10 protein-coding genes are annotated in these 12,535 nt (G+C 73.3%); all 10 read left to right on the top strand.

Annotation, left to right across the window (positions count from 1 at the left end; translation table 11 throughout):
• Window positions 1-51: 51 nt before the first annotated feature.
• The 10 genes from AC5R91_RS27270 (at window position 52) to coaBC (ending at window position 12,529) form a co-directional block, all read left to right on the top strand.
• Complete coding sequence (locus tag AC5R91_RS27270; RefSeq protein WP_495394142.1) at window positions 52-975, top strand: aspartate carbamoyltransferase catalytic subunit; 924 nt, start codon at window positions 52-54, stop codon at window positions 973-975.
• Window positions 972-2,363: a dihydroorotase gene (locus tag AC5R91_RS27275; RefSeq protein ID WP_495394143.1), complete on the top strand. Its 1,392-nt coding sequence runs from the start codon at window positions 972-974 to the stop codon at window positions 2,361-2,363. Before AC5R91_RS27270 ends, AC5R91_RS27275 begins: the two co-directional genes overlap by 4 nt.
• A complete protein-coding gene (locus AC5R91_RS27280; protein WP_495394144.1) occupies window positions 2,360-3,517 on the top strand; it encodes a PH-like domain-containing protein in 1,158 nt (385 codons plus the stop codon). The genes AC5R91_RS27275 and AC5R91_RS27280 overlap by 4 nt, the downstream gene beginning before the upstream one ends.
• Window positions 3,514-4,839 (top strand): glutamine-hydrolyzing carbamoyl-phosphate synthase small subunit, encoded by a 1,326-nt coding sequence (gene carA, locus AC5R91_RS27285; protein WP_495394145.1) that lies wholly within the window; start codon window positions 3,514-3,516, stop codon window positions 4,837-4,839. Before AC5R91_RS27280 ends, carA begins: the two co-directional genes overlap by 4 nt.
• On the top strand, window positions 4,839-8,609 hold the full coding sequence (gene carB / locus AC5R91_RS27290; protein ID WP_495394146.1) for a carbamoyl-phosphate synthase large subunit: 3,771 nt from the start codon (window positions 4,839-4,841) through the stop codon (window positions 8,607-8,609). Before carA ends, carB begins: the two co-directional genes overlap by 1 nt.
• The gene (pyrF, locus tag AC5R91_RS27295; protein ID WP_495394147.1) at window positions 8,606-9,415 is read left to right on the top strand and encodes an orotidine-5'-phosphate decarboxylase; all 810 of its coding nucleotides are present in this window, start codon (window positions 8,606-8,608) and stop codon (window positions 9,413-9,415) included. Before carB ends, pyrF begins: the two co-directional genes overlap by 4 nt.
• Before the next feature lie 231 nt (window positions 9,416-9,646).
• The gene (mihF, locus tag AC5R91_RS27300; protein ID WP_009742797.1) at window positions 9,647-9,964 is read left to right on the top strand and encodes an integration host factor, actinobacterial type; all 318 of its coding nucleotides are present in this window, start codon (window positions 9,647-9,649) and stop codon (window positions 9,962-9,964) included.
• A 246-nt stretch (window positions 9,965-10,210) separates the two neighbouring features.
• Window positions 10,211-10,756, top strand: a complete 546-nt coding sequence (gene gmk, locus AC5R91_RS27305) for a guanylate kinase (protein ID WP_495394148.1) — start codon at window positions 10,211-10,213, stop codon at window positions 10,754-10,756.
• 152 nt (window positions 10,757-10,908) lie between these two features.
• Window positions 10,909-11,193 (top strand): DNA-directed RNA polymerase subunit omega, encoded by a 285-nt coding sequence (gene rpoZ / locus AC5R91_RS27310; protein WP_009742799.1) that lies wholly within the window; start codon window positions 10,909-10,911, stop codon window positions 11,191-11,193.
• A gap of 28 nt (window positions 11,194-11,221) precedes the next feature.
• On the top strand, window positions 11,222-12,529 hold the full coding sequence (coaBC, locus tag AC5R91_RS27315) for a bifunctional phosphopantothenoylcysteine decarboxylase/phosphopantothenate--cysteine ligase CoaBC (RefSeq protein ID WP_495394149.1): 1,308 nt from the start codon (window positions 11,222-11,224) through the stop codon (window positions 12,527-12,529).
• The last annotated feature ends 6 nt before the right edge of the window (window positions 12,530-12,535 follow it).

Below are 12,535 nucleotides of genomic sequence, written 5' to 3' on the forward strand. Positions count from 1 at the left end.
GCGCGGGCGCGCGGGGGCGGCGGACCCGTGGGCGGGGAACGGAGGTCGGGTATGAAGGGGCACCTGCTGTCGACGGAGGACCTCAGCCGGGATGACGCGCTGCTGGTGCTGGACACCGCGGAACGGATGGCGCGGGTCGCCGAGGCGTCGGTCCGCAAGCTGCCGACCCTGAGGGGCCGCACCGTGGTCAACCTTTTCTTCGAGGATTCCACCCGTACCCGCACGTCCTTCGAGGTAGCCGCCAAGAGACTGTCGGCCGATGTGATCAATTTTTCGGCGCGCGGGTCAAGCGTGTCGAAGGGCGAGAGCCTGAAGGACACCGCGCAGACCCTCGAGGCGATGGGCGCCGACGCGGTGGTCTGCCGGCATTCCGCCAGCGGCGCGCCGCACCGGCTGGCCACCTGGGTGCGCGGCAGCGTCGTGAACGCCGGCGACGGCACCCACGAGCATCCGACCCAGGCGCTGCTCGACGCGTTCACCATGCGCCGGCGGCTCGGTCGGGTCGAGGGGCTCGCCGTCACGATCGTCGGCGACGTGCTGCATTCCCGGGTGGCGCGGTCCAACGTCTGGCTGCTTGCCACCCTCGGCGCCAGTGTGACGGTGGTGGCCCCGCCGACGCTGTTGCCTATCGGTGTCTCCTCGTGGCCGGTCGAGGTGTCGTACGACCTGGACGCGGTGCTGCCCAAGACCGATGTGGTGATGATGCTGCGGGTCCAGCGGGAGCGGATGTCGGCGGCGTTCTTCCCCACCGAGCGGGAATACAGCCGCCGCTACGGGCTGGACGTCGACCGGGCCGCGACCCTGCCCGAGCACGCCCTGGTCATGCATCCGGGGCCGATGGTGCGCGGGATGGAGATCGCCTCTCGGGTCGCCGACTCCGACCGGTCGACGGTGGTGGAGCAGGTGGCGAACGGGGTGAGCGTGCGGATGGCCGTGTTGTATCTGCTGCTGGGCGGTTCCGGGGAGGTCTCATGACGGCGGGTGCGGGTGCGGGTGCGGGTGGCGCGGGGGGTCCGGTCGGTGGGGCGGCGGGGGGCTCGGGCCAGTCCTGGGTGCTGCGCCGGGTCCGCCCGCTCGGCGGGGATCCCGTCGACGTGCTGCTCGCCGACGGGGTCGTGGCGGCCTGGCGGCCCGCGGGCTCGACCGGCCCGGACTCCGAGGGCCTGCCCGCCGGCACGACCGTCCTGGACACCGACGGCCTGATCATGCTGCCGGGCCTGGTCGACCTGCACACCCACCTGCGCGAACCGGGTCGGGAGGATGCCGAGACGGTCGAGTCGGGCACCCGGGCCGCGGCGCTCGGCGGCTACACCACCGTGTTCGCCATGGCGAACACCAACCCGGTCGCCGACACCGCGGGCGTCGTCGAGCAGGTCTGGCGGCTCGGGCTCGACGCCGGCCACTGCGACGTGCGGCCGGTCGGCGCGGTCACGGTCGGGCTGGCGGGGGAGCGGCTGGCCGAACTCGGCGCGATGGCGACATCCGCGGCCGAGGTGCGGGTGTTCTCCGACGACGGGCACTGCGTGTCCGACGCCCTGCTCATGCGCCGGGCGCTGGAGTACGTCAAGGCGTTCGACGGGGTGATAGCCCAGCACGCCGAGGAGCCGAAGCTGACCGCCGGCGCCCAGATGAACGAGGGGGTCGTGGCCGCCCGGCTGGGCCTGCCCGGCTGGCCCGCGGTCGCCGAGGAGGCGATCATCGCCCGGGACGCGCTGCTGGCCGGGCACGTCGGTTCCCGGCTGCACGTCTGCCACGTCTCCACCGCGGGCTCGGTGGAGCTCATCCGCTGGGCGAAGGCGAAGGGCTGGCAGGTCACCGCCGAGGTCACCCCGCACCACCTGCTGCTCACCGACGACCTGGTCAGCTCGTACGACCCGGTCTACAAGGTCAACCCGCCGCTGCGGACCGCCGAGGACGTCGCCGCGCTGCGCGCCGGCCTCGCCGACGGGACGATCGACTGTGTGGCGACCGACCACGCCCCGCACGCGCTGGAGGACAAGGAGACCGAGTGGGCCGCGGCCCGGCCCGGCATGCTGGGCCTGGAGACCGCGCTGTCGGTGGTGATGGAGACGATGGTCATCCCCGGCCACCTCGACTGGGCCGGCGTCGCCGACCGGATGGCCCTGGCCCCGGCCCGCATCGGTGGCCTGCCGCGACCGGCGGCCGAGGGGTGGAGTTCCATAGCGGTGGGTGCGCCCGCGACCGTGACGCTGCTCGACCCGTCACCGTGGCGGGTCGTCGAGGCGGACACGCTTGCCAGCCGCAGCCGCAACACCCCCTATGCGGGGCGGTCTCTGCCGGGAGCGATCCGCGCCACGTTCCTGCGAGGCCGACCCACCGTGCTCGACGGGAAGGTCGTATGACTGTCTCGCTGGCAGCCGCCTCGCCGTTCGCCGACTCACCCGCCGCCCCAGGACCGGTCGTCCTCGCCGCGGGCCGGGGACCGGACCGCCTGGGCCTGCACCTGCTGCTCGTGGTGGGCCTGCTGCTGCTGTTCGTCGCGGTGGTGGGGGCGATGCTGCGGGCCTGGCGCACCAAGGCCGACCAGCAGGAGGAGGATCTACCCGAGCTGCCCGACCCGCCGGCCGAGCCCGGCACGGTCTTCGCCGCCCCGCTGCGCGGGATGTACCTCGGCACCGTCGACGCCGGCCACTGGCTGGAGCGGATCGCCGCGCACGGCCTGGGCGGGCGGACCGGCGGGTACGTCAGCGTGTATGAGACCGGAGTACGGGTGGATCGCGGCAGCGACGCGTTCTGGATCCCCCGGGACGCCGTCCGCGGCGCCCGGCTGGAGCGGGCCCACGCCGGCAAGGTCTCCGCGCCGGGACGCCTGATCGTGATCGCCTGGTCGTACGGCGGGCACGAACTGGAGACCGGCTTCCGCGGGGAGGACCGGGCGCGCCAGCCCAAGGTGGTCCGCGCCGTGCACGACCTCATCGGCCCGCCGCCGGCCCACCTGGCCTCCGGTGACGTCACCTCGCCGCACGCGGTGCCGCGGATGCGACCCCGGCTGCGCCCGCGGGCCGCGGCCCCGGGACCGGGCGGTGGCCCGCCGCCCCGGCCGGGCTCGGGCCAGCCCACCGAGGAGATGCCGGCGATCCGCACCGGCCCCCGGCTGCGCCGCGGCGAGCGCGGTGCGGCCCGCGGGGAGCGGCCGGGCGCCGCCGACCGGCCCGACTACCCGCAGCGGCGCCGGGACCCCCGCACCCCTGAGCCCCGCACCCCTGAGCTCCGCTACCAGGACGCCGACCAGCCGGATCCCCGCCGCGGCGGTCCGCGCCCGGCCGATCCCGGCCGCGGCGACCCGCGCCGGTCGGCCGGCCCCGCCGACGCCCGTCACCCAGACCCCCGCCGGCCAGCCTCCCGCCAGCCCGACCCCCGCCCTTCTGACCCCCATCCGGCGGACCCGCGCTACGGCGACCTGGGCCGCCCCGAGCAGTCCGACCCCGGCCGGTCACCGGTCGACCCGTTGACCTCACCACTGGGTGAGGTGCGCAGGCTGAAGGAGGATCGGTGAGCACCCTCACCACGACCCCCGGCTCCGCGGCCGGCGACCAGCCCGCGGTCCCCGCGGCGGCGCCGGCGAACCGGCCGGCCGACCGGGCGAACCCGACCCGCGCCGTGTTGATGCTGGAGGACGGGCGCAGCTTCGTCGGCGAGGCGTACGGCGCGATCGGCGAGACCTTCGGTGAAGCCGTGTTCTGCACCGGGATGACCGGGTATCAGGAGACGCTGAGCGACCCGTCGTTTCACGGCCAGATCGTCATCATGACCGCACCGCACATCGGCAACACGGGCGTCAACGACGCCGACTACGAGTCCGACCGCATCCAGGTCGCCGGCTTCGTCGTGCGCGACCCGGCGCGGCGACCGTCGAGCTGGCGGTCGCGCGGCAGCCTCGACGACGAGCTGGCCGCCGCCGGGGTGGTCGGCATCAGTGGCATCGACACCCGGGCGCTGACCCGTCACCTGCGCGAACGCGGGGCGATGCGCTGCGGGATCAGCAGCATGCCGGCCGACGACTCGCCCGCCGACGACTCGCCCGCCGACGACTCGGCCGCCCGCGGCTCGGCCGCCGACGCCGACGAGGGTGGGCAGAGCGCGGCGCTGGCCGCGCTGCTCGACCGGGTCCGCAGCTCGCCGGAGATGGTCGGCGCCGATCTGGCCCCGGTCGTCTCCACCCCGGAGCCCTACGTGGTCCCGGCCGCGACCGGCACGGCGCAGTTCAAGGTCGCCGCGCTGGATCTCGGCATCAAGCGGGCCACCCCCGCCGCCATGGCGGCGCTGGGGTGCGAGGTGCACGTGCTGCCCGCCCGGACCACCGGCGAGGAACTGCTCGCCCTCGAACCCGACGGGGTGTTCCTGTCCAACGGCCCCGGCGACCCGGCGACCGCCGACTACGCCGTCGAGGCCCTGCGCACCGTGCTGCGCGCCGACGTGCCGGTGTTCGGGATCTGCTTCGGCCACCAGTTGCTCGCCCGCGCCCTGGGCTTCGAGACGTACAAGCTGACCTACGGCCACCGCGGGGTGAACCAGCCCGTCGGCGACGTGGCCACCGGCCGCATCGCGGTCACCAGCCAGAACCACGGCTTCGCCGTGAGCGCCCCGCTGACCGGCGTGACGGACACGCCGTTCGGTCGGGTCGTGGCCAGCCATATCGGCCTCAACGACGAGGTCGTCGAGGGATTGGAGTGCCTGGACGTGCCGGCCTTCAGCGTGCAGTTCCATCCGGAGGCCGCGCCGGGACCCCACGACGCGGCCGGCCTGTTCGAGCGGTTCCGCGACCTGATGGCCGCCGCCCGTCAGGCCCGCGCCGCGGTCGCCGGAGAGGAGTCCTGATGCCCCGGCGCGAGGACCTGAGCAGCGTCCTGGTGATCGGCTCCGGGCCGATCGTCATCGGCCAGGCCTGCGAGTTCGACTACTCCGGCACCCAGGCGTGCCGGGTGCTGCGGGCGGAGGGCCTGCGGGTCATCCTGGTCAACAGCAACCCGGCCACGATCATGACGGACCCGGAGATCGCCGACGCGACCTACGTCGAGCCGATCACCCCGGACATCGTCACCAAGATCATCGAGCGGGAACGGCCCGACGCCGTCCTCGCGACCATGGGCGGCCAGACGGCGCTGAACACCGCCGTCGCCCTGCACGACGCAGGCGTCCTGGACCGCTTCGGCGTCCGGCTGATCGGCGCGAACATCGACGCGATCCGCGCCGGCGAGGACCGGCAGGCGTTCAAGGACATCGTCGCCGCCGTCGGCGGCGAGACGGCGCGCAGCGCGATCTGCCACACCGTCGAGGAGTGCCTGGCCGCGGGCGAGGAGTTCGCCTACCCCGTGGTCGTGCGGCCGAGCTTCACCCTCGGCGGCGCCGGCAGCGGCTTCGCCCACGACCCGGCCGAACTCACCCGGATGGCCGCCGACGGCCTCGCGGCGAGCCCGTCGACCGAGGTCCTGGTCGAGGAGTCGATCCTCGGCTGGAAGGAGTTCGAGCTGGAGCTCATGCGCGACCGCGCCGACAACGTGGTCGTCGTCTGCTCCATCGAGAACGTCGACCCGATGGGCGTGCACACCGGCGACTCGATCACCGTCGCCCCGGCGATGACGCTGACCGACCGCGAGTACCAGACGATGCGCGACATGTCGATCGCGGTCATGCGCGCCGTCGGGGTCGACGCCGGCGGGTGCAACATCCAGTTCGCCGTCGACCCGGCGACGGGCCGGCAGATCGTCATCGAGATGAACCCGCGGGTGTCGCGCTCGTCGGCACTGGCGTCCAAGGCCACCGGCTTCCCGATCGCCAAGATCTCGGCGAAGCTCGCCCTCGGCTACACCCTCGACGAGATCCCCAACGACATCACCCGCACCACGCCCGCCGCCTTCGAGCCGACGCTGGACTACGTCGTGGTGAAGGTGCCGCGGTTCGCGTTCGAGAAGTTCCCCGGCGCCGATCCGACGCTGACGACGACGATGAAGTCGGTCGGCGAGGCGATGGGCGTGGGCCGCAGCTTCGCCGAGGCGTTGCAGAAGGCGCTGCGTTCGATGGAGTCGGCGGGCTCGGTGTTCTCGTTCATCCCGCCGGCCGACGACGCGGCCACCCTGCTGGAGTCGACCCGGGTCCCGCACGACGGGCGGCTGCGGGCCGTCCAGCAGGCGCTGCTCGCCGGCGCCTACCCGGCGGACGTCACCCGGGTGACCGGCATCGACCCCTGGTTCGTCGACCAGATCGTCTTCCTGAACGAGACCGCCGCCGCCGTCACCCGCACGCCGGCGGGCATCCGCCGGGCCAAGCGGGCCGGCTTCGCCGACGCCCAGCTCGCCGAGCTGCTCGGCACGTCCGAGGACGTGGTCCGGGCGTTCCGGCACCGGTCCGGCATCCGGCCGGTGTTCAAGACCGTGGACACCTGCGCGGCCGAGTTCGCCTCCGAGACCCCGTACCACTACTCGGCCTACGACAGCGAGACCGAGGTGGCGCCGAGCGGCCGCCCGCGGGTGATCGTGCTCGGCAGCGGCCCCAACCGCATCGGCCAGGGGATCGAGTTCGACTACGCCTGTTGTCACGCCGTGATGGCGTTGTCCGACGTCGGGTTCGAGACCGTCATGGTCAACTGCAATCCGGAGACGGTGTCCACCGACTACGACACCGCCGACCGGCTCTACGTCGAGCCGCTGACGGTCGAGGACGTCCTCGAGGTCGTCCACGCCGAGCAACAGGCCGGCCCGCTGGCCGGGGTGATCGTCCAGCTCGGCGGCCAGACCCCGCTGGGCATCGCCGCGGCGCTGGCCGAGGCGGGCGTGCCGATCGTCGGGACCGCGCCCGCGGCGATCCACCTGGCCGAGGACCGCGGCCTGTTCGGCCGGGTGCTGGCCGACGCCGGCCTGCCCTCGCCGCCGCACGGGGTGGCAACCTCCTTCCCGGAGGCCCGAGCCGTCGCCGAGCGGATCGGCTACCCGGTGCTCGTCCGTCCCTCCTATGTGCTCGGCGGGCGCGGGATGGAGATCGTCTACGACGACTCCATGCTGCGCGACTACATCGAGCGGGCCACGGCGATCTCCCCCGAGCACCCCGTCCTCGTCGACCGGTTCCTCGACGACGCCGTCGAGATCGACGTCGACGCCCTGTTCGACGGCGAGACGCTCTACCTCGCCGGCGTGATGGAGCACATCGAGGAGGCCGGCGTGCACTCCGGCGACTCGGCCTGCGCCCTGCCGCCGATCACGCTCGGCCACGCCGACCTGGAGCGCATCCGCACGTCCACCGAGGCGATCGCCCGCGGCGTCGGCGTGCGGGGACTGCTCAACGTCCAGTACGCCCTGCAGTCCGACGTCCTCTACGTGCTGGAGGCCAACCCGCGGGCCTCGCGCACCGTCCCGTTCGTCTCCAAGGCGACGGCGGTGCCGCTGGCCAAGGCGGCCGCCCGGGTGATGCTCGGCGCCACCGTCGACGAGCTGCGCGCCGAGGGCCTGCTGCCGCGCACCGGCGACGGCGCCACCCTGCCGCTGGACTCGCACATCGCGGTCAAGGAGGCGGTGCTGCCCTTCGGCCGCTTCCGCGACGCCGTCGGGCGCGGGGTGGACACCATCCTCGGCCCGGAGATGAAGTCCACCGGCGAGGTGATGGGCATCGACGACGGCTTCGGCACCGCCTACGCCAAGTCGCAGGCCGCCGCCTACAACGGGCTGCCCACCTACGGGCGGGTGTTCGTCTCGGTCGCCAACCGGGACAAGCGGGCGATGATCTTCCCGATCAAGCGGCTCGCGGATCTCGGCTTCGTCGTCTACGCCACCGAGGGGACCGCCCAGGTCCTGCGGCGCAACGGGGTCAAGGCGGTCGTGCTCGGCAAGCACCGGGCGCCGACCGAGGGCCTGCTCGACTGCGTCGAGATGATCACCTCGGGCCAGATCGATCTGGTCATCAACACCCCGTGGGGGGTCGGCCCGCGGCTCGACGGCTACGAGATCCGCACCGCCTGCGTCAGCGCGGGAGTGCCGTGCATCACCACCATCCAGGGCGCCGCCGCCTGCGTGCAGGGCATCGAGGCCCTGGTCCGCGGGGAGCTGGGCGTCCGGCCGCTGCAGGAGTACCACGCCGCCCTGCGCGAGGCGTGGGGCGGCGCGGACGACCCGGCCGCCGATCCCGCCGCGCCCACGGCCCCTGCCCCCGCGCCCGCCGACTCTGCGCCCGCGGACTCTGGGCCTACGGACTCTGCGCCCACAGACTCTGGGCCTACGGACGCCGTGGCTGAAGGCGCCGTGTCTACGGGCGCCGCGTCCACGGAGTTCAGGGGCGCCGTAGATCCGGGCGTGCCGTTCGACGAGCAGCCGATCGAAGCCTTCGAGGAGCAGCCGACCGAGCGCATCGACAGCCCGGCCGAGCGCTTCGAGGAGCTGCCGACCGAGCGCGTCGACTGGCAGTCGCCGGGCGACGCGGCCACGGCCAGAGACCCGGTCACCGGCGGCGACGTGCGCAACGGTGTGACCGGTTCGGCGGCGGGCGACGCCGAGCAGAGGGGTGCGACCGGGCCGGTGACGGGCGACCCGGGACCGGAAACCTCGGCCGGACCGGGCGCGGTGTCCGACGCCGACCTCGACCCCGCCCGTACCGGTCGATGAGCGCCGCGTCCCGCTTCACCCCGCGTGCGGGTCGGGCGCCGCTGGCCGTCGCGCTCGACACCCCGGACGGCGCGACCGCGCTTCGGTGGGCCGCGGCGGTCGCGCCGCACGCCGCCGTGCTCAAGATCGGGCTGGAGCTGTTCTACCGGGAGGGGCCGGCGATCGTGACGGCCCTGCGCGGGGCCGGCCTGCTCGCCGAGCCCGCGCAGGGTGCTGGGTCCGTTGCGGCCGGCACTGCGCCCGGAGAGGCGACCGGTGGCCCGCCCGAGCTGTTCCTTGATCTCAAGCTGCACGATATTCCGGCAACGGTCGCCGGTGGAATGCGGTCGGTCGCCACGTTGCAGCCTCGATTCGTCACCGTGCATGCGGCTGGGGGAGCGGCGATGATACGTGCGGCCATCGCCGCGGCCCCCACGGTCGAGGTAGCCGTTGTGACCGTCCTCACCTCGCTCGATGCGGCAGCGCTGACCGCCGTCGGGCTCGCCGGACCGCCGGATGACGCCGTCCGCCGCCTCGCCGTGCTCGCCGTCGAGGCGGGGGCTCGCACCCTTGTGTGCAGTCCACGGGAGGTCCGAATGGTCCGTTCGGAGCTCGGTGACAACGTGACTCTCATCACGCCAGGCGTGCGTCCGGAGGGGTCCGAGGTGGCCGACCAGGCTCGGATCGCGACCCCGCGGGAGGCATTGGAGGCGGGTGCGGACCTGGTCGTGGTGGGCCGTCCCATCACCCGAGCCACCGATCTGGGCATAGCGGCGAAGGTGGTCGCGGACAGTATTTCCGCAGGTCAGGGGCCTACGCCTCGCTGACGGCCGTGGTCAGGGCGGGGTGTGTTCGTCCTGGTGCGGTACGAAGCGGTACGGTGGGGCCGTCGTAGACCGAAAGGGTGCGGCACGAGCGGGCCACCCCTTTCGTCCCGTCAAAGCCTTCTCTTGTGCGGACAATATGTCCGCATCAGAGTGTTGTGGCCAAGGCTGGACCGAGGAGCCACTTCCTCGCTAGTTTGCGCGGCGCGATCACCGAATTGAGGAGGCGTACCCGTGCCCCTGCCGCCCCTAACGCCCGAGCAGAGGGCCGCCGCCCTCGAGAAAGCCGCGCTGGCTCGTAAGCAGCGCGCGGAACTCAAGGAGCGGTTGAAGAAGGCGGAGACCACTCTGGCCGCCGTCTTGGAACAAGCCGAGGCCGATGAGGTCGTCGGCAAGATGAAGGTTTCGGCTGTTCTGGAGTCACTTCCCGGAGTTGGGCGCGTGCGCGCCCAGAAGATCCGAGAACGGCTCGGGATCAGTCCGACCCGCCGGCTGAGAGGGCTCGGCGCGAAGCAGCGCGCCGCGCTCCTCGAGGAGTTCGGAACGGCCTGATCCGGCGGAGTGGGAAATCCACTCCGGCAACCGGAGTAGGGCCTTGGCGGGACGCGGCATCGCCGGGTGAGTGGTCTCACTCACGTTCTTCCGGCGAAGCCGCGGTACCTTCCGAGCGGTTCGGGGGCCGGCATTCTTTACCGGCCCCCGACCCGAAAGTCCATGGGAAACAAGTCCCATCCTGGGTCATCCGTGGCCGGATGACCGCTGTGCGGCAGCCGTCCCGGAGGCCCTAGGGTTGGGGACGTGGGTCTCACAGTGCTGTCCGGGCCGTCCGGAGTCGGGAAGGGGACGGTCGTCGCGGCCGTCCGCCAACGTCATCCTGAGGTCTGGGTCTCGGTCAGTGCCACCACCCGGGCTCCCCGGCCCGGGGAGACCGACGGTGTCGAGTACCACTTCGTCGACGCCGAGGAGTTCGCCCGCATGGTCAAGGCCGGCGAGTTCGTCGAGCACGCGATGTTCGCCGGGCACGCCTACGGCACCCCGCGGGGTCCCCTGCAGGAACGGCTCGCCGTCGGCGTCCCGTGCCTGCTGGAGATCGAGCTGCTCGGGGCCCGCCAGGTGCGTTCGGCGATGCCCGACGCCCGGTTCGTCTTCCTCGCGCCACCCACGTTCGAGGAGCTGGTCCGGCGGCTGACCGGCCGGGGGACCGAGTCACCCGAGGTCATCGCCCGCCGGTTGGACCGGGCTCGCATCGAGCTCGCGGCCGAGACGGAGTTCGACCATGTGGTCGTCAACGACGATGTGCGGGCCGCGGCCGCGCGGTTGGTAGCATTGATGATCGGCTCCTAGGTGCGGGTCAGCTCGTACCGCGCCGCGAAGCCGCACCTCACGCGCCTGAGTACGGGCGCAGGCGGCTTGGCGGCCTGTGCACGCAGGCCTGTGTGCGGGAGCATGGTCCGGACGGCGGCCGCCGCCCCGGACGCCCACCCCGGAAGGACATCGTGGCCGGAACCGTAGCCCACCCCGAAGGCATCACCAACCCGCCGATCGACGAGCTGCTCGAGGCCACCGACTCGAAGTACAGCCTGGTCATCTACGCGGCCAAGCGGGCGCGCCAGATCAACGCCTACTACTCGCAGCTCGGCGAGGGCCTGCTGGAGTACGTCGGGCCGCTGGTCGAGACGACCAACGCCCAGGAGAAGCCGCTGTCGATCGCGCTGCGCGAGATCAACGCCGGCCTGCTCACCCACGAGACCGTCTCCGACAGCCTCCCGCCGGTCGCCTGACCCGGCCGTGACCGAGCCTGACCCGACCGTGACCGATGAGCCCACCGGCGCCGCAGGCGCCTCGGCCCGGCGGCCCCGGGTCGTGCTCGGCGTGGCCGGTGGCATCGCCGCCTACAAGGCGGTCGAGGTGCTGCGCCGGTTCACCGAGTCCGGGCACGAGGTGCGGGTCGTGCCCACGCCGTCCGCGCTGCGGTTCGTCGGGGAGACGACCTGGGCGGCGCTGTCCGGCAACCCGGTCACGACCGATGTCTGGAGCGACGCCGACGAGGTCGCCCACGTCCGCATCGGGCGGGAGGCCGACCTCGTCCTTGTCGTCCCGGCGACCGCGGACCTCATGGCCCGCGCGGCCGCCGGGCGCGCGGACGACCTGCTCACCGGGACCCTGCTCACAGCCACCTGTCCGGTGGTCTTCGCGCCGGCGATGCACACCGAGATGTGGCAGCACCCGGCCACCCGGGCGAACGTGGCCACCCTGCGGGCCCGGGGCGCGGTGGTGCTGGACCCGGCCGTCGGCCGGCTGACCGGCGCCGATTCCGGGCCGGGCCGGCTGCCCGAGCCGGCGGAGATCGCCGCGCTCGGCATGGCGGTGCTCGCCCGCGGGGCCGCCGGCGTCCGCCCGGACCTCGCCGGCCGGCACGTGCTGGTCACCGCCGGGGGTACTCGGGAGTACCTCGATCCGGTCCGCTTTCTCGGCAACGCCTCCAGCGGGCGCCAGGGCTACGCGGTGGCGCGGGCGGCACTCGCCCGCGGGGCCGCGGTGACGGTGGTCGCGGCCAACGTCGCCCTGCCCGCGGTGGCCGGGGCGCGCACGATCGCGGTCACCTCCGCGGCCGAGTTGCGGGAGCGGGTGCACGAGGAGGCGCCGTCCGCGGATGTCGTCGTGATGGCGGCCGCGGTCGCCGATTTCCGGCCGCAGGCAACTCAGGCGTACAAGATTAAGAAAGAATCCGCGACGCCCGACTCCATTGCCCTGGTGCGAAACCCTGACGTCTTGTCCGAGTTGGTGGCGAACCGCCGCCCGGGGCAGCTCCTGGTCGGTTTCGCCGCCGAGACGGGCGGTCCCGACGGGGGAGTTCTCGACCACGCGCGGGCGAAACTCGCCCGCAAGCCCGTCGATCTCCTCGTCGTCAACCAGGTCGGCGCCGGGCTCGGGTTCGAGGTGGCGGACAACGCCGCCGTGGTCCTAGCCGCAGACGGTCGGGAGACGACCATCGAGCGCGCGAGCAAGGATCTGGTCGCGCACCGGATCCTCGATCTCGTGGTGGAGTTCCCGGCCGGTCACGGGAACGGAACGTCCAGCGAGGCAGTGCGGGTACCCGTGCGGACGCCTCGGTAAGCTTCG

The sequence above is a fragment of the Frankia sp. BMG5.60 genome, assembly GCF_059428125.1.

What these genes read in the sequence shown, in the direction of transcription:
- AC5R91_RS27270 (WP_495394142.1), top strand. Translation starts at nt 52, where the DNA reads ATGAAGGGGCACCTGCTGTCGACGGAGGACCTCAGCCGGGATGACGCG.
- AC5R91_RS27275 (WP_495394143.1), top strand. Translation starts at nt 972, where the DNA reads ATGACGGCGGGTGCGGGTGCGGGTGCGGGTGGCGCGGGGGGTCCGGTC.
- AC5R91_RS27280 (WP_495394144.1), top strand. Translation starts at nt 2,360, where the DNA reads ATGACTGTCTCGCTGGCAGCCGCCTCGCCGTTCGCCGACTCACCCGCC.
- carB (WP_495394146.1), top strand. Translation starts at nt 4,839, where the DNA reads ATGCCCCGGCGCGAGGACCTGAGCAGCGTCCTGGTGATCGGCTCCGGG.
- pyrF (WP_495394147.1), top strand. Translation starts at nt 8,606, where the DNA reads ATGAGCGCCGCGTCCCGCTTCACCCCGCGTGCGGGTCGGGCGCCGCTG.